A 16,323-nucleotide genomic window follows, 5' to 3' on the forward strand; every position below is an offset into this window, starting at 1 on the left:
GGTAGCCGCACGGGCACATGACGTACGCGTGAAGGGCCCGGAGCCTGCCGGCTCCGGGCCCTTCGGCGTCGTACGGGCTACGCGGTCTGGTGGGCGAGCAGCGCGAACGCGGCCACCAGCACGGCCAGCAGCGCGATCAACGCCATCGGGTTCAGTCCCGCGAAGAAGTTCTCCTGCTGCTGCAGCCGCTCGCGGTTCGCGCGGCACACCGAGCACCGGCCCTCGCTCACGGGCGCGGCGCAGTTGGCGCACACCAGCCGGTCGTACGTCATGCGCTCGCCCTCCTTGCACCGGTTTCCACGTGGACAACGCCCGCCGTGCCGCGAACGTTCCCCTCCACTCTGCCAGGTTCCGCGGGATTCAGCGCGGGGTCCCGGCAGGAGCTGCCTCACACCACGGTGGACGTACAAAAACGCACAAGCCGCACGCAACCGTGACCGCCGCCTGCGCACGCCTCCCCGGTTCGCGTATGGTCACGCTCATCTACCCCCGGCGACCCGTGGTGCATCCGTGATCCGATTCGACAATGTCTCCAAGGTCTACCCCAAGCAGACCCGCCCCGCACTCAGGGACGTCTCCCTGGAAGTGGAGAAGGGCGAGTTCGTGTTCCTCGTGGGATCCTCCGGCTCCGGAAAGTCCACCTTCCTGAGGCTGGTCCTCCGCGAGGAGCGGTGCAGCCACGGTCAGGTGCACGTCCTGGGCAAGGACCTCGCGCGCCTTTCCAACTGGAAGGTGCCGCAGATGCGCCGCCAGCTGGGCACGGTCTTCCAGGACTTCCGGCTGCTCCCCAACAAGACGGTCGCCGAGAACGTCGCCTTCGCGCAGGAGGTGATCGGCAAGTCCCGCGGCGAGATCCGCAAGTCCGTGCCGCAGGTGCTCGACCTCGTCGGGCTCGGCGGCAAGGAGGACCGGATGCCCGGTGAACTGTCCGGCGGTGAGCAGCAGCGCGTGGCCATCGCCCGGGCCTTCGTCAACCGCCCCAAACTGCTGATCGCCGACGAGCCCACCGGCAACCTCGACCCGCAGACCTCCGTCGGCATCATGAAGCTGCTCGACCGGATCAACCGGACGGGCACGACCGTGGTGATGGCGACGCACGACCAGAACATCGTGGACCAGATGCGCAAGCGCGTCATCGAGCTGGAGAAGGGCCGCCTCGTCCGCGACCAGGCCCGCGGCGTCTACGGCTACCAGCACTGACCGCGACCGTCCACGGAAAGGCTTGAACAACCCGCCATGCGCGCCCAGTTCGTACTGTCCGAGATCGGTGTCGGTCTCCGCCGCAATCTGACGATGACCTTCGCCGTCGTCGTCTCCGTCGCCCTTTCGCTCGCCCTGTTCGGCGGGTCGCTCCTGATGAGCGACCAGGTCAACACGATGAAGGGCTACTGGTACGACAAGGTCAACGTCTCGATCTTCCTCTGCAACAAGAGCGACGCCGAGTCGGACCCCAACTGCGCCAAGGGCGCGGTGACCGAGGACCAGAAGAAGCAGATCAAGTCCGACCTCGGCAAGATGGCGGTCGTCGACTCGGTGACCTACGAGTCGCAGGACGACGCCTACAAGCACTACAAGGAGCAGTTCGGCGACTCCCCGCTGGCCAGTTCGCTCACGCCGGACCAGATGCAGGAGTCGTACCGGATCAAGCTGAAGGACCCGCAGAAGTACGCGGTCATCGCGACCGCCTTCGACGGGCGGGACGGCGTGCAGTCGGTGCAGGACCAGAAGGGCATCCTCGACAACCTCTTCGGACTGCTCAACGGCATGAACTGGGCGGCGCGGGCGGTGATGGCGCTGATGCTCGTCGTGGCGCTGATGCTGATCGTCAACACCGTGCGCGTCTCGGCGTTCAGCCGACGGCGGGAAACCGGGATCATGCGCCTGGTCGGCGCCTCGGGCTTCTACATCCAGGCGCCGTTCATCGCGGAGGCCGCGGTCGCCGGACTCATCGGCGGCGGTGTCGCGTGCGGATTCCTGGTGCTCGCCCGGTACTTCATCATCGACAACGGCCTGGCCCTGTCCGAGAAGCTGAACCTGATCAACTTCATCGGCTGGGACGCCGTGCTGACGAAGCTCCCGCTGATCCTCGCCACCAGCCTGCTGATGCCCGCTCTGGCGGCGTTCTTCGCGTTGCGCAAGTACCTGAAGGTGTGACGCATGCCAAGGGGGGCGTACGGCCAAGACACCGTACGCCCCCTTCGCGTTCGCCTAGACTCACCGCCATGTCAGGCCGCGACCCGCTCTGTTCGCCCCGCCGCTTCGGCCACGGGGCCGCCCTGACCTTGGTCTTCGCCGGCGTGCTCGTGGCGGGCGCGGCGACCGGCTCGCTGCCGGGGGACGAGGTCCGGGCCGCCGAGGCGGCCCGCGCCACCGCTCCCGTGACTCCCCCCGAGGCCGTGACCAGGGCCGCCGAGGAGGCGATGGCCGACGGGAAATCGCCCCTGGAGGCCGCCGAGCGCGCCGTCAGCCGCAGCGGGGACCGCTGGGCGGCGGTGTACTCCGAGAGCGAGTACGAGGAGTTCGCGGAGTCCCTCGACGGCCAGTACACCGGGGTCGGCCTGGAGGCGCGGCGCGAGCGGGACGGCCGGATCGAGGTCACGAAGGTGCAGGCCGGGTCGCCGGCCGCCGCCGCCGGGATCCGGGCGGGCGACCGGCTGCGGGCCGTCGACGGCCGGACCGTCGACGGACGCCCGGTCACCGACGTCGTCTCCTTACTGCGCGGTGACGCGACGGACGCGCCCGCCGGCACGACCGTCCGTCTCGGCCTGGAGCGCGGCACGCGCGTGTGGACCCAGACGCTGCGCCGGGCCCGCCTGTCCACCGACTCGGTCACCGTGCGCACCCTCGCCGACGGCGTCACCGTCATCAGGATCACCGCCTTCACCAAGGGGGCCGGCACCGCCGTCCGCACCGCCGTCGACGCGGCCCCGGCCGGCGCCGGGATCGTCCTGGACCTGCGCGGCAACTCCGGCGGCCTGGTCACCGAGGCCGTCTCCACCGCCTCGGCCTTCCTCGACGGCGGCCTCGTCGCCACCTACGACGTCGAGGGTGAGCAGCGCGCCCTGCACGCCGACTCCGGGGGCGACACCACGCGCCCCCTGGTGGCGCTCGTCGACGGCGGCACCATGAGCGCGGCCGAGCTCCTCACCGGCGCCCTGCGGGACCGCGGCCGGGCGGTCGTCGTCGGCTCGCGCACCTTCGGCAAGGGCTCGGTCCAGATGCCGAGCCGGCTGCCCGACGGCTCGGTCGCCGAGCTGACCGTCGGCCACTACCGCACCCCGTCCGGCCGGACCATCGACGGCACCGGCGTCACCCCGGACCTGGAAGCGGACGACGGGGCGCTGGAGCGGGCGGAGACCGTCCTGAGCGGGCTCGGGGACGCTTCGTGAGCGTCCGCACCCGCTCCCGGTAATCGGCTTTCCCCCACACCCCCCTCAGGTGCGAAAATGGCCGCACTATGAACAAGGCAATGTACGTACCCAAGGAGTCCCAGCCGAAGCAGGGCAAACCGGCCGCGGACAAGACCAAGGGCCAGCGCAAGATCGTCGCGCAGAACAAGAAGGCCCGGCACGACTACGCGATCATCGACGTCTACGAGGCCGGCCTGGTGCTCACCGGCACCGAGGTGAAGTCGCTGCGCCAGGGCCGCGCCTCGCTGACCGACGGCTTCGTGCAGATCGACGGGAACGAGGCGTGGCTGCACAACGCGCACATCCCGGAGTACAGCCAGGGCAGCTGGACCAACCACTCCGCGCGCCGCAAGCGCAAGCTGCTGCTGCACCGCGAGGAGATCGACAAGCTGGCGTCGAAGTCGGAGGAGACGGGGCACACGATCGTGCCGCTCGTCCTGTACTTCAAGGACGGCCGCGCCAAGGCCGAGATCGCGCTGGCGCGGGGCAAGAAGGAGTACGACAAACGGCAGACCCTGCGGGAGAAGCAGGACCGCCGGGAGTCGGACCGCGCGATCGCGGCGGCCAAGCGCAAGCAGCGGGCGGCCCACTAGCGGTCCGCCGGCCGTCCGCGGCGGACCGGTGCGGGACCCGGTGAACGGCCGACCGGCCGACCGGCGGGAACAGGCTGGCATCACGGTGCGTTGGTCACGTACGATGGCGACAGTCCCTCGCAGCAGGGACGAGCCGCCCCCTCGGGGGCATTGAAAAATCAACATGGGGATGATCGGTTTCGACAGCGGCTGTTGAAGCAGGGGAAGCGTGTCGAGGAAGCGGCAATGATCTCGTTAACCATATGTCGCAAAAAATAATCGCCAATTCCAAGAGCGATTCCCAGTCCTTCGCCCTCGCTGCCTGATAAGCAGTGAGTGAAGGACCCTTAATGGGTGTCAGCCCGGGAGTGTTCCCGACCCGGATCCTGGCATAATCTAGGGGACTAAACCATCGAGCCCGGTCACGGGGTTCGATGGGAAATCAAACAGTGGCTGGGCCCGTCGGCGACTTGTTCGCGTGATCGCCGGGGCCGAGAAAATCGCAGCGAACTGCACACGGAGAAGCCCTGATTTAGCACCGTTGGACGCGGGTTCGATTCCCGCCATCTCCACCACCCCATGTGAACAGAGAACCCCGCCTCCTCAGGGAGGCGGGGTTCTCTGCTGTTCGTGCTCTGTCCGCGCTGTCCGCGCTGTCCGTCGGACGAGCCGCGGTCGCGTCGGGCGGTCACGTCAACCGGAAGCGGCGGACCCGGCCGGGGCCGGCTGTTCCCGCCCGCGCGTCCGCGGCGCGGCCTGCCGCACCGTCCCCACGGAGATCAGCAGGGCCGTCGCCGCCGCCAGCACGGGCAGGCCGTAACCGGCCGCCGGGGAGACGTGGTCGGCCGCCCAGCCCCCGGCGGCGCTGCCGCAGGCGATGCCGCCGAGCAGGCCCGTCACGGCCAGGGTCATGCCCTCGTTGAGGCGGCCCTCGGGGGTGCGTTCCTGGACCAGCGTCATCGTGGTGACCATCGTCGGCGCGGTCGCCATCCCGGCCACCAGCAGCGCGCCGGCCAGCAGCGGCAGGGAACCGGCGACGGCCGCCGCGAGCGGCGGCAGCGTCAGCAGGACGGTCATCGCGGCCACGCTCCACGGATGCCGGCGCGCGGCCGGCCCCGACAGCCGCAGCGCCCCGAAGGCCAGTCCCGCCGCGCACGAACCGGCGGCCTGGAGCGCGAGCACCGCACCGGCCGCCGCGGCGTGCCCCCGCGCGTCCGCGAACGCGATCGTCACGACCTCCGTCGCCCCGAACACCGCCCCCAGCGCCGTGCAGCAGGCCAGCAGCGGTACGACACCGGGGGCGCGCAGCGGCGACGACCCGGCCTCCGTACGGGGACGGGGCGGCGGCTCGGTCGCGCGCTGGGCGGCGAACACCAGCACCCCGGTCACCAGCAGCGCCACACCCGCCAGCGTGCCCGCCTCCGGGAAGAAGGTGCCGCACAGGAAGGCCGCCAGCACCGGTCCCAGCATGAAGCACAGCTCGTCGACGGCCTGCTCGAAGGAGTTCGCCGTGTGCAGGCCGGCCGGGTCGCCCCGGAGCAGATGGTTCCAGCGGGCACGCGACATGCCGCCGGTGTTGGGCGTGGTCGCGGTGGCGGCGTACGCGGCGAACAGCGTCCAGTCGGGGGCGCCCCCGCGCACGCACAGCACCAGCGCGAGACCGCCGAGCGCCGCGAACAACGTGGCCGGCACGGCGACCCGGGCCTGCCCGTACCGGTCGACGAGCCGCGCCGTCCAGGGCGCGACCACCGCGGTCGCGGCCAGCCCGGTCGCGGTGACGGCACCGGCGAGGGCGTACGAGTCGCGGGTGCCGGCGATCATCACGACCGCGCTCACGCTGAACATGCCCATGGGCAGGCGGGCCATGAGGTTCCCGGCGGTGAAGGCGCGGGCGCCGGGGACGGCGAGGAGACGGCGGTAGGGGTTGGGCTGCGGCATGCGCCCACCGTCACCCGCGGCCGGTCCCGGGGTCCAACACCTGTTCGGAGCCGATTCACGCATCCGCGTTGTAAATTCACCGGATGCCCGACCGTCTCGATCCCCGCCTGCTGCGCGCCTTCCTCGCCGTCGCCGAGGAACTCCACTTCACACGCGCCGCGGCCCGCCTCTACGTCGCCCAGCAGGCCCTCAGCCGGGACGTGCGGCGGCTGGAGCGCGAGCTGGGCGCCGAACTCTTCCTGCGGACCACCCGGCAGGTGACGCTCACCGCCGAGGGCGAGCGGCTGGTGCCCCACGCGCGCGAGGTCCTCCGCGCGCTGGACGACCTGCTCGCCGCGTTCGGCCCGGCCCGGCCGCTCCTGGTCGACCTGAACTCCCCGGGGCTCGCCACCGGCCGCCGGGTGCTGCACCGGGCCCGCGAACTGGCCCCCGAGCACGAGCTGATGGCCCGCTTCGAAAGCGGTCTGACCGGCGCGGCCGTGGAGATCGCGGCGGGCCGGCTGGACGCGTCGTTCGGCCGGTACGCGGGCCTGGACCCGACGCTGCGCGCCCGGTTGGACCACCAGCTCGTGCGCTACGAGCCGATGGCGGTCCTGCTGCCCGAGGGGCACCCGCTGGCGTCGGCGGCCCGGGTGCCGCTGTCCGCGCTGGCGGGCGAGCGGGTGTACGCGGGCGCGGGCAACCCGCGGACCCCGGAGTGGACCGGCCTCGCCCGGCTGCTGTTCGAGGGGCGCGGCATCGAGGTCGCGCCGCCCGTCCCGCTCGCCGTGGGGGAGGAGGAGTTCCGCCGGATCATGGCCAAGGAGCCCTCGCCGATTCTTGCGGTAGTAGGTTTTCCGGCCATGCCCGGAGCGGTGCTGCGACCGCTCGTCGACCCGGTCCCGCTGTCCCCCGTGTCGCTGGTGTGGCGAAAGGGGCTGGTCCATCCGGCGCTCGACGCGCTGCGCCGGGCCGCGGCCGAACTCGGCCTCGAGGAAGGGTGGTTGGAGCGCCCGGCCGACGGTTGGATTCCGGCCATCGACATGAACATGGCGTGTACCCATAAAAGAGACATCGCACACATCGCCCCCGTGCCTGCGCTAGATTCGTCGCCCTGAGCACGCTGGGGTCACAGGGGTGCGCCGACCGGGTGGGGGCCCGGTTTCGTCGGCATGTGCTCGTCGTCCCAGGCGCATCCAGCAACAGACCCGTGGTGTCCCGTGGGGGGAAACGCACACGTGAAGAATTGGCGCGAAGACGCCCGGCCGGAGTGGCCGGAGATGGCATCGCCGACCGGAGACGTACCAGCGGTGAAGGGAGGAACCCGGGAATGTCCCGACGGTGCGCGACGGGCCGTGGGGGGTGGACCGGGGCGCGGTGATCGCGACCTCCTCCCGGGGGCCGGCCCCGGGGCGGGCGGTCGGGTCCCGAGCGGATACCGGGACGACTCGGTACATACCGGTGAGCCTCCGGTGTCGAACGCCCTTTCCGAAAACGAACGGTCGAACGGCGGGCTCCGGGACCCCTGGGGGGAGGCCGGAGAAGCCTCCGTCCTCCTGCCCGGCACGGACGCGGAGGGCGAGGACCCCGACGAGGTGACCGTCCAGCTCGACTCCCCGCCGCCGGGAACGGGCCCGCGCGGCGGCGGTCCGGACGCCTCCGACGTACCCGTGTTCGTCGACGAGTCGGGCCGCCGCAGCCGTACCTTCCGCCGGATCGGCATCGCCGTCGGACTCGCCTGCGCCACCTACGCCGTCGTCATCGTCGCCACGCTCCTGTCCGGGAACGCCGGTGCGCCCTGGCTGCCGGTACCGGGCCAGAAGGACGACGAGCCGGCCGCCCGGGTCGACACCTCCGACGAGCCCGGCTCCTCGCCCACCCCGACGCCGCCCGGCTTCGCCGTGCCCGGCCGCCCCGGCCAGGAGGCGGCCTCCGGGCCCGCCGTGCTCCCGTCCGGCAAGGGTGTGCGGCCCAGCGCCTCGGGCAGCGCCGTCGTGCCGCCGAGCGGGCCCGCCGCCGCGCCCCGGCCCCTGCCCAGCGGCTCCGGCCGGCCCAGCCCGGTCCTCACCGGCGCGCCCCCGGCCCCGGCCCCGGCGCCCAGCAGCCCGGCCGCACCTCCGCCGTCGCCCGAGCCGTCCCCCTCCGCCACCGCGGAACCCACCCCGCCGCCCTCGCCCTCCCCGGCGGGAGGCGCGGGGACCACGGTGGCGGGAGGCGCGGCGGACCCGGTGGTCGTCGGGGCGGAGCCGGGTGCCGGGTCCGGCTCGGGAGCCGGACCGGGTTCCGGTTCGGTTCCGGGTTCCGGTTCGGTTCCGGGTTCCGGTTCCGGTTCGGGGTCCGGCTCCGGAGAGGAGACCGGTACGGCCGCGGCCCCGGAGGCCGGTCCGGGAACCGGTCCCGCGCCGTCGGGCTCGTCGGGCCCGTCCTCTTCGTCGGTCTCCGGCGGCGATGACGCCTCCCTCCGCGTGACGGTGTCCGGCACCGTCGTCTGAGTCCCACCCCGACCCGACCCCGTCCCGCCCCGATCCGACCCCGCAGGTCGGGCCCGCGCCGTCGCGCGCGTCCGCGCAGTGGCGGGCCGGTCCGGCCCGTGCCGGCCCGCGGCCCCGTCCCGTACGGCCGCCGACGCCCGGCGCCGACCCGCCTTCGGCGCCGTCGGCCCACCCGCGCGGCCACCGGCCCCGGCACCCCGGCCCGGCCCGTCCTCGTCCCCGTCACAGCCTCCGGGCCCACCGGCACCGCCGTCACATCCGGCACCGCCGTGCCCGCAACGCCGTCACATCCGGCACCGCAGTCCCCGTCCTCCTCCGGCGTCGGCCGGCCCGTCCTCGTCCCCGAAAGAACGTCCCTCATGGCTCCACGCAGCAACCGGTCCGCGACCCGAAGGTCCGCCGGAGACTCCACCCACCCCGCGCACGGCCCGGCCCCGTCCGCGCCCGGCGGCGACCACGAGCAGGGCGGCGCACCGCGGCCGCCCGCGACCGGACGCCGTGCCGGCCGGGGCCGGTCCCGCGGTCGCCGGGCCCCGGCGGCCGGCCGGCTCCCCGCCGGGGGCGGGTCCCCGGCGGCCGCCGCCCGCAGACGCCTGCGGCCACCCCTGCGCCTGCGCCGTCTGCTGCCCCTCGTGGTGCTGTTCGCGATGATGGCGATGCTGCTGCTGCGCGGCTATGTGCACAGTGAGGTCCTCGCCGACCACCGCGTCCGCTCGGACGCCGCCGCCGACCGGGTGCCGCAGGCGATCCGCGACGGCGGCCCCGTCGTCGACACCCGCGGCGGCCGGGCCACCAGCATCGACGTCCCGGACCACCGGATCGTCCTCACCTTCGACGACGGCCCCGACCCCCGCTGGACGCCGCAGGTCCTCGACGTCCTCGGGAAGCACCGTGCGCACGCCGTCTTCTTCATCACCGGCACGATGGCCAGCCGCCACCCGGACCTCGTGCGGCGCATGGTCGACGAGGGCCACGAGATCGGCCTGCACACCTTCAACCACCCCGACCTCTCCTACCAGTCGAAGAAGCGCATCGACTGGGAGCTGACCCAGAACCAGCTGGCCCTCGCCGGCGCCGCGGGCATCCGCACCTCCCTGTTCCGCCCGCCGTACTCCTCCACCGCCTCCGCCCTGGACAACAACACCTGGCCGGTGACCCGGTACGTCGGCAGCCGCGGCTACCTCACCGTCCTGACCGGCGACGACAGCGAGGACTGGCGCCGGCCGGGCGTCGCGCGGATCATCCGCAACGCCACGCCCGAGGGCGGCGAGGGCGCGATCGTCCTGATGCACGACTCCGGCGGCGACCGCAGCCAGACGGTCCGGGCCCTGGACACCTACCTCCCCCGGCTCCAGGCGCAGGGATACGCGTTCGAGACCCTCACCGAGGCGCTCGACGCGCCCAGCGCGCACACCGAGGTCGGCGGCCTCGACCTGTGGAAGGGCCGCGCCTGGACCGCCCTGGTCGCCGCCGCCGACGACCTCACCGGCGTGCTCGTCGTCGGTCTCGCCGTCATCGGCTTCCTCGTCTTCGCCCGCTTCGGCCTGATGCTGCTGCTGTCCGCCGTCCACACCCGCCGCACCCGCCGCGCCGGCTTCGTGTGGGGCCCCGACGCGCCGGTCACCGAACCGGTGTCGGTGCTGGTCCCGGCGTACAACGAGGCCAAGTGCATCGAGAACACGGTCCGTTCCCTGGTCAGGAGCGACCACCCGGTGGAGATCCTCGTCGTCGACGACGGCTCCTCCGACGGCACCGCCCGCATCGTGGAGGACCTGGGCCTGCCCGGCGTACGCGTGGTCCGCCAGCTCAACGCGGGCAAACCCGCCGCCCTCAACCGGGGCATCGCCAACGCCCGGCACGACATCGTCGTGATGATGGACGGCGACACCGTCTTCGAGCCCTCCACCGTCCGCGAGCTGGTGCAGCCCTTCGCCGACCCGCGCGTCGGCGCCGTCGCCGGCAACGCCAAGGTCGGCAACAAGGACACCCTCATCGGCGCCTGGCAGCACATCGAGTACGTGATGGGCTTCAACCTCGACCGCCGGATGTACGACGTCCTGGGCTGCATGCCGACCATCCCGGGCGCGGTCGGCGCGTTCCGCCGCACCGCCCTCGACCGGGTCGGCGGCATGAGCGACGACACCCTCGCCGAGGACACCGACATCACCATGGCGCTGCACCGCGACGGCTGGAAGGTGGTCTACGCCGAGAGGGCCCGCGCCTGGACCGAGGCCCCGGAGTCGGTGCAGCAGCTGTGGTCCCAGCGCTACCGCTGGTGCTACGGCACCATGCAGGCCATCTGGAAACACCGCCGCGCCCTGCTGGAACGGGGCCCCTCGGGCCGCTTCGGCCGGGTCGGTCTGCCCCTGGTCTCCCTGTTCATGGTCGTCGCCCCGCTGCTGGCGCCCCTGATCGACCTGTTCCTGGTCTACGGGCTGCTGTTCGGCCCGACGGGGAGGACGATCGCGGCCTGGTTCGGCGTCCTGGCCGTCCAGGCGGCCTGCGCGGCGTACGCCTTCGTCCTGGACCGGGAGCGTCTGACCCCGCTGATCTCCCTGCCCCTGCAACAGCTCCTCTACCGCCAGCTCATGTACGTCGTCCTGCTCCAGTCCTGGATCACCGCCCTCACCGGCGGCCGGCTGCGCTGGCAGAAACTGCGCCGGATGGGCCAGGTGGCGGCCCCGCCCGCCGAGGAGACGCGGCCCGCCGCGCACGAGGGGGCGACCCGATGAGCATCCGGCCCACCGACCCGACGGACGTCCGGCCCACCGACCCGAGGAGCAGCCGCTCCACCGACCCGACGAGCACCCGCCCCAGCGGTCCCTCCCCGCGGACACCGTCCGGAACGGGCCGCGGGACGGGCCGTGGGACCGAGGGGACACAGGAGGCGGAAGCGACCCCCGAGGCGGGGCGGACGCAGGAGATGCCGGAGGTGCAGGAGGCACCGGAGGCCCGGGACGGGGCGGGGGAGCGGCGGAGACCGGCCTCCCGGGACCGCTACTTCGACCTCCTCCGCGCCGTCGCCCTGTTCCGCGTCGTCTTCTACCACCTCATGGGCTGGGCCTGGCTGCCGGTCGTCTTCCCCTCCATGGGCGTGATGTTCGCGCTGGCCGGCAACCTCATGGCCCGATCCCTGCGCCGCCGTCCCGCGGCCGCCGTCGTCCGCGGCCGGCTCCGCCGCCTCCTGCCGCCCCTGTGGCTGCTCGGCGCGGTCGGCGTCACGGGCATGCTGCTGGGCGGCTGGGGACCGGACGAGGAGGGCCACCCCGGCTGGTGGTGGCTCCACCTCACCTTCTGGATCCTCCCGCTGAGCGACCCGCCCTACGGCGAGAACCTGCCCGGCGTCCCCGGGCTGATCGGCGAGGACTGGTCGGCCGCCGTGGGCGTACCCCTGTGGTACCTGCGCGCCTACCTCTGGTTCGTGCTGCTGTCCCCGCTGCTGCGGCGCGCCCTGCGGGCCGCGCCCTGGCCGACGATCCTCGCACCGGTCGCGCTGTCGGCCGCCCTGGAGTCCGGCCTGCCGACCGTCCCCGGCTGGCGGCTGGAGTCGGCGCTCAGCGACATCGGCGCGTTCGGCGCGTGCTGGCTGCTCGGCATGGCCCACCAGGAGGGCGTCCTGCGCCGGCTGCCGCGGTACGTCGTGCCCTCCCTCGCGCCGGTGGTGGGGTGCGCCGGCCTCTGGTACGCCCTCACCCAGGACCTCAGGACCGGGCACGACCTCGACGACATGCCGTTCGCGCAGGCCCTGTGGTCCTTCGCGGCCGTCCTGCTGCTCCTGCACCTCAGCCCCGCGTGGCAGGAGTGGCCCCGCCGCCTGCGCCGCTGGGACCGGCTGGTCACCCTGCTCAACGCACGTGCCGTGACGGTCTACCTCTGGCACAACGTGTGCATCGTGGTCGTGGCGTCGCTGTGGGACCGCCTGTGGGACGTGGGCGTCCTGGAGACGGACGCCCACTGGATCCTGGTGAGCCCCTGGCCCCAGCTGCCGGCCGTCTGGCTGCTCACCGCGGGCTGCGTCGTCTGTTTCGGCTGGGTGGAGGACCTGGCGGCCGGCCGGCGCCCGAGGATCTGGCCGGACGGACGCCCGGGGGCCCACCGGGCCTGACCTCTCATGCCGCCTCCGCGCAAGGTGAGAGCAACGTTCCCTTCCGGTCACCCACAGCCACAGACCGGAAACGCGCCCTCCCTACCTTCGGGACTCATCACCGCTCATCCCCGCGAACCACCGAGCCCCGGAGCACGTGGAGGCGTCATGTCAGCCCCTGGTACAGCCCCCGCACCCCCGACCGAACCGAGCACCGGCCCGGCCTCCGCGAAGAAGGGGAGCCGCTGGATCGAGGAGTGGGACCCGGAGGACGAGGCCTTCTGGAACGCCGGGGGCGAGAAGATCGCCCGGCGCAACCTCCTCTTCTCCGTCCTCTCCGAGCACATCGGGTTCTCGATCTGGACCCTGTGGTCGGTGCTGGTGCTCTTCATGGGCCCGGAGTACGGCCTCACCCCCGCCGACAAGTTCCTGCTCACCTCGATGGTGACCCTCGTCGGCGCCGTCGTCCGGGTGCCGTACACCTTCGCCGTCGCGGTGTTCGGCGGGCGGAACTGGACGATCGTCTCCGCCGCCATGCTGCTCGTCCCCGCCACCGCGGCGTTCGTGGTGATGGAGCCGGGCACCTCGTTCGGCACCTTCCTCCTGGTGGGGCTGCTGGCCGGCGTCGGCGGCGGCAACTTCGCCTCCTCGATGACCAACATCAACGCCTTCTTCCCGCTGCGCAAGAAAGGCTGGGCGCTCGGCCTCAACGCGGGCGGCGGCAACATCGGCGTACCGGTGATCCAGCTGGCCGCCCTCGCGGTCATCGGCGCGAGCGGCGGGCCCCGGGTGCTGCTCGGGATCTACATCCCGCTGATCCTCGTCGCCGCGACCCTCGCCGCCCTGTACATGGACAACCTGGCGTCCGTGAAGAACGACACCGGCGCCGCGATCGACGCCGCGAAGGACGGCCACACCTGGATCATGTCCTTCCTCTACGTCGGGACGTTCGGGTCGTTCATCGGGTACTCCTTCGCCTTCGGGCAGGTGCTCACCAACCAGTTCGGCCGCACGCCCCTCCAGGCCGCCTACCTCACCTTCGTCGGCCCGCTCCTCGGCTCCCTCATCCGTCCCGTCGGCGGCTGGCTCGCCGACCGCTACGGCGGGGCCCGCATCACCCTCTACAACTACGTCGGCATGGCCGCCGCCACCGCCGTCCTGGTCTTCGCCAGCATGCGGAAGTCGCTGCCGCTGTTCGTCTGCGTCTTCGTCGTCCTGTTCGTCCTCACCGGCCTCGGCAACGGGTCGACGTACAAGATGATCCCCGGCATCTTCCAGGCGAAGGCCGTCGCGAAGGGGCTCGTGGGCGAGGAGGCGGCCGCTCACGGACGCCGGCTCTCCGGCGCCTCCATGGGGCTCATCGGAGCCGTCGGCGCGCTGGGCGGCGTCGGCATCAACCTCGCCTTCCGGCAGTCCTTCCTCTCCTACGGGACCGGAACCGGCGCCTTCGTCGCCTTCCTCGCCTTCTACGGCGTGTGCTTCGTGGTCACCTGGTCCGTATACCTTCGTCGTCCGGCCGGCCGGATCGCGGCATCCGGTACCGCATCTGAGGCGAAGTCGCAGCTCAGCTACGCCGAGGTGTGACGTAACACCGGCGACACGAAGCCGAACCGAGTCTGTCACGCACCCTTGGCAGGCTCGCTCGGCATGTAGGGCCATACGACTCCACCGCGGGACGAGAGTGATGTACGAGCAGCGACAGCAGCGACCGGACCACGACCCGGACGGCCGGGGTGCCGAAGACCACGGGCCCCTCGCCGGCTTCACGGTGGGGGTGACCGCCGCACGCCGCGCCGACGAGCTCGGGGCGCTGCTCCAGCGGCGCGGGGCGGCGGTGCTGCACGCGCCCGCCCTGCGGATCGTGCAGCTCGCCGACGACGGCGAACTCCTCGCCGCCACCAAGGACCTCCTCGACCACGCGCCCGACGTCGTGGTCGCCACCACCGCCATCGGCTTCCGGGGCTGGGTGGAGGCCGCCGACGGCTGGGGCCTCGGCGAACAGCTCCTCGCCCGCCTCGGCGGCGTCGAACTCCTCGCCCGCGGCCCGAAGGTGAAGGGCGCCATCCGCGCCGCCGGGCTCACCGAGGACTGGTCACCGTCCAGCGAGTCGATGGCCGAGGTGCTCGACCGGCTGCTGGAGGAGGGCGTCGAGGGCCGCCGCGTCGCCGTCCAGTTGCACGGCGAACCGCTGCCCGGCTTCGTGGAGGCGCTGCGGGCCGGGGGAGCGGAGGTCGTGGGCGTGCCCGTGTACCGCTGGATGCCCCCGGAGGACGTCTCGCCCCTCGACCGGCTGCTGGACGCCACCGTCTCGCGCGGCCTGGACGCGGTGACCTTCACCAGCGCGCCCGCCGCCGCCTCCCTGCTGTCCCGCGCCGAGGAACGCGGACTGCTCCCCGACCTGCTCGCCGCCCTGCACCACGACGTCCTGCCCGCCTGCGTCGGCCCGGTCACCGCGCTGCCCCTGCAGGCGCGCGGGGTGGAGACCGTCTCGCCCGAGCGGTTCCGCCTCGGACCCCTCGTGCAACTGCTGTGCACGGAACTGCCGGGCCGGGCCCGCGCGTTGCCCGTCGCCGGCCACCGGATGGAGATCCGGGGACATGCCGTGCTGGTCGACGGCAGTCTCAGGCCCGTACCGCCCGCCGGGATGTCCCTGCTGCGGGCGCTGTCGCGGCGGCCGGGCTGGGTCGTCCCGCGCGCCGACCTGCTGCGGGCGCTGCCCGGGGCGGGGAAGGACGAACACGCCGTGGAGACGGCGATGGCCCGGCTGCGGACCGCCCTCGGGGCGCCGAAGCTGATCCAGACGGTGGTGAAGCGGGGGTACCGGCTGGCGCTGGACCCGGCGGCCGACGCGAAGTATGCCGACGGGTGAGGAGCGGACCGGGGGTGCGGTGACCGTCGAGGGGGCCGCGCCCCCGGACCCCCGTCGCGGGGGCTGCCGCCCCCGGACCCCCGCTTCGGCCTGAACGGCCTCGTCCTCGAACGCCGGGCGGGCCGGGATGCCCGGACCGGCGTGGAGAAGGAACTCCCGGGCTCCCGGACCCCGGACTCCCGGACCCCCCGCGGGCCGAGGTGTCCGGTCCGGGGGCTTCCGGCGGACCGGTCCCACCCCGCACTGTGAAAGGTGACGCTTCCTCCGGCAGCCTCTCCTCGCGGTGGTGACAGGCGCATGGCACTGGGCACGGGCACGTCCCCCTACGACCTCCGTTTCGACACCGGGCGGATCTGCCTGGACCTGCTCGCCACCGCCCACCCCCTCGAACGGCTCGACGCCGTGGCGCCGTTGTGCGCCTGGATCGGCGGGTCCGGTCTCGTACCGCCCGGCACGCCGCTGACCCACGCCGGTCCCTCCTGGCCGCCCGCCTTCCGGGAAATCCGGGGCAGTGTCCGTCACTTGGTGTCCGGGTGGCTCTCCGGCGAGACGCGGACGGCGTACGGCCCCGCCCTCGCGCACGTCAACGCCGTCGCCCGGGCCGCGCCCCCGGTGCCCCGTGCCGTGCGCGCGCAGGACGGCGCTCTGGTGCGGGAGTTGGAGGGGGCGCCGGAGTGCGCGGCGCTGCTCGCGGTGGTCGCCCGCGACGCGGTGTCGCTGCTGACCGATCCCGCCGCGCGGGCTGCCCTGCGGCAGTGCGCGGGGGACGACTGCCCGATCGTGTACGTCGACACCTCGCGCGGGCGGCGCAGGCGCTGGTGCTCCAGCGAGGTCTGCGGGAACCGCGAACGGGTCGCCCGGCACCGCCGGCGCGCGGCGCTCGCCCGCGCCTGACCGTCGCCGGGCGGCAAGTGCGGTGTCCGCTATGGGGTGTTCGTGTCGATGGCGTCGAAGAATCGTCGAAGTGATTTCGATTACA

The 16,323-nt window shown here is 73.1% G+C and carries 13 protein-coding genes and 1 other RNA gene; 12 read left to right on the forward strand and 2 right to left on the reverse strand.

Translation table 11 applies throughout. The features are described 5' to 3' along the window. Positions 1 to 77: 77 nt before the first annotated feature. Positions 78 to 272 (reverse strand): hypothetical protein, encoded by a 195-nt coding sequence (locus ACZ5FU_RS14995; RefSeq protein WP_451529904.1) that lies wholly within the window; start codon positions 270 to 272, stop codon positions 78 to 80. Positions 273 to 510: 238 nt separating this feature from the next. On the opposite strand from ACZ5FU_RS14995, the gene ftsE reads away from it, so the two are divergent. The 5 genes from ftsE (at position 511) to ssrA (ending at position 4,557) form a co-directional block, all read left to right on the forward strand. Further along, positions 511 to 1,200: a cell division ATP-binding protein FtsE gene (gene ftsE / locus ACZ5FU_RS15000; protein WP_067235911.1), complete on the forward strand. Its 690-nt coding sequence runs from the start codon at positions 511 to 513 to the stop codon at positions 1,198 to 1,200. A 36-nt stretch (positions 1,201 to 1,236) separates the two neighbouring features. Next, the gene (gene ftsX / locus ACZ5FU_RS15005; protein ID WP_451529903.1) at positions 1,237 to 2,154 is read left to right on the forward strand and encodes a permease-like cell division protein FtsX; all 918 of its coding nucleotides are present in this window, start codon (positions 1,237 to 1,239) and stop codon (positions 2,152 to 2,154) included. 68 nt (positions 2,155 to 2,222) lie between these two features. Beyond that, the gene (locus ACZ5FU_RS15010) at positions 2,223 to 3,389 is read left to right on the forward strand and encodes a S41 family peptidase (protein ID WP_469045421.1); all 1,167 of its coding nucleotides are present in this window, start codon (positions 2,223 to 2,225) and stop codon (positions 3,387 to 3,389) included. Positions 3,390 to 3,469: 80 nt separating this feature from the next. After that, the gene (gene smpB, locus ACZ5FU_RS15015; RefSeq protein ID WP_451529901.1) at positions 3,470 to 4,003 is read left to right on the forward strand and encodes an SsrA-binding protein SmpB; all 534 of its coding nucleotides are present in this window, start codon (positions 3,470 to 3,472) and stop codon (positions 4,001 to 4,003) included. Positions 4,004 to 4,168: 165 nt separating this feature from the next. Continuing rightward, positions 4,169 to 4,557, forward strand: a transfer-messenger RNA (tmRNA) gene (gene ssrA, locus ACZ5FU_RS15020). Positions 4,558 to 4,675: 118 nt separating this feature from the next. Here ssrA and ACZ5FU_RS15025 read toward each other — a convergent pair. Continuing rightward, a complete protein-coding gene (locus ACZ5FU_RS15025; protein ID WP_468643704.1) occupies positions 4,676 to 5,920 on the reverse strand; it encodes an MFS transporter in 1,245 nt (414 codons plus the stop codon). Between the two features lie 83 nt (positions 5,921 to 6,003). On the opposite strand from ACZ5FU_RS15025, the gene ACZ5FU_RS15030 reads away from it, so the two are divergent. The 7 genes from ACZ5FU_RS15030 to ACZ5FU_RS15060 all read left to right on the forward strand — a co-directional run bounded on the left by ACZ5FU_RS15030 (position 6,004) and on the right by ACZ5FU_RS15060 (position 16,238). After that, entirely contained in the window at positions 6,004 to 7,017 is a 1,014-nt protein-coding gene (locus tag ACZ5FU_RS15030; RefSeq protein WP_468643706.1) for a LysR family transcriptional regulator, read from the forward strand. Positions 7,018 to 7,371: 354 nt separating this feature from the next. Further along, complete coding sequence (locus ACZ5FU_RS15035) at positions 7,372 to 8,391, forward strand: translation initiation factor IF-2 (RefSeq protein WP_469045422.1); 1,020 nt, start codon at positions 7,372 to 7,374, stop codon at positions 8,389 to 8,391. 647 nt (positions 8,392 to 9,038) lie between these two features. After that, on the forward strand, positions 9,039 to 11,123 hold the full coding sequence (locus ACZ5FU_RS15040; RefSeq protein ID WP_469045509.1) for a bifunctional polysaccharide deacetylase/glycosyltransferase family 2 protein: 2,085 nt from the start codon (positions 9,039 to 9,041) through the stop codon (positions 11,121 to 11,123). A gap of 191 nt (positions 11,124 to 11,314) precedes the next feature. After that, the gene (locus tag ACZ5FU_RS15045) at positions 11,315 to 12,496 is read left to right on the forward strand and encodes an acyltransferase family protein (RefSeq protein ID WP_469045510.1); all 1,182 of its coding nucleotides are present in this window, start codon (positions 11,315 to 11,317) and stop codon (positions 12,494 to 12,496) included. Between the two features lie 147 nt (positions 12,497 to 12,643). Further along, a complete protein-coding gene (locus ACZ5FU_RS15050) occupies positions 12,644 to 14,059 on the forward strand; it encodes a nitrate/nitrite transporter (protein WP_468643710.1) in 1,416 nt (471 codons plus the stop codon). 100 nt (positions 14,060 to 14,159) lie between these two features. Continuing rightward, on the forward strand, positions 14,160 to 15,344 hold the full coding sequence (locus ACZ5FU_RS15055) for a uroporphyrinogen-III synthase (RefSeq protein WP_451529895.1): 1,185 nt from the start codon (positions 14,160 to 14,162) through the stop codon (positions 15,342 to 15,344). Positions 15,345 to 15,641: 297 nt separating this feature from the next. Then, the gene (locus ACZ5FU_RS15060; protein ID WP_451529894.1) at positions 15,642 to 16,238 is read left to right on the forward strand and encodes a CGNR zinc finger domain-containing protein; all 597 of its coding nucleotides are present in this window, start codon (positions 15,642 to 15,644) and stop codon (positions 16,236 to 16,238) included. Positions 16,239 to 16,323 lie beyond the last annotated feature (85 nt).

It is taken from the genome of Streptomyces sp. NPDC031554, from assembly GCF_055580685.1.

Coding starts and splice junctions, on each gene's coding strand:
- ACZ5FU_RS14995 (WP_451529904.1), bottom strand. CDS start 272: ATGACGTACGACCGGCTGGTGTGCGCCAACTGCGCCGCGCCCGTGAGC.
- ftsX (WP_451529903.1), top strand. CDS start 1,237: ATGCGCGCCCAGTTCGTACTGTCCGAGATCGGTGTCGGTCTCCGCCGC.
- ACZ5FU_RS15010 (WP_469045421.1), top strand. CDS start 2,223: ATGTCAGGCCGCGACCCGCTCTGTTCGCCCCGCCGCTTCGGCCACGGG.
- smpB (WP_451529901.1), top strand. CDS start 3,470: ATGTACGTACCCAAGGAGTCCCAGCCGAAGCAGGGCAAACCGGCCGCG.
- ACZ5FU_RS15025 (WP_468643704.1), bottom strand. CDS start 5,920: ATGCCGCAGCCCAACCCCTACCGCCGTCTCCTCGCCGTCCCCGGCGCC.
- ACZ5FU_RS15030 (WP_468643706.1), top strand. CDS start 6,004: ATGCCCGACCGTCTCGATCCCCGCCTGCTGCGCGCCTTCCTCGCCGTC.
- ACZ5FU_RS15040 (WP_469045509.1), top strand. CDS start 9,039: ATGATGGCGATGCTGCTGCTGCGCGGCTATGTGCACAGTGAGGTCCTC.
- ACZ5FU_RS15045 (WP_469045510.1), top strand. CDS start 11,315: ATGCCGGAGGTGCAGGAGGCACCGGAGGCCCGGGACGGGGCGGGGGAG.
- ACZ5FU_RS15050 (WP_468643710.1), top strand. CDS start 12,644: ATGTCAGCCCCTGGTACAGCCCCCGCACCCCCGACCGAACCGAGCACC.
- ACZ5FU_RS15055 (WP_451529895.1), top strand. CDS start 14,160: ATGTACGAGCAGCGACAGCAGCGACCGGACCACGACCCGGACGGCCGG.
- ACZ5FU_RS15060 (WP_451529894.1), top strand. CDS start 15,642: ATGGCACTGGGCACGGGCACGTCCCCCTACGACCTCCGTTTCGACACC.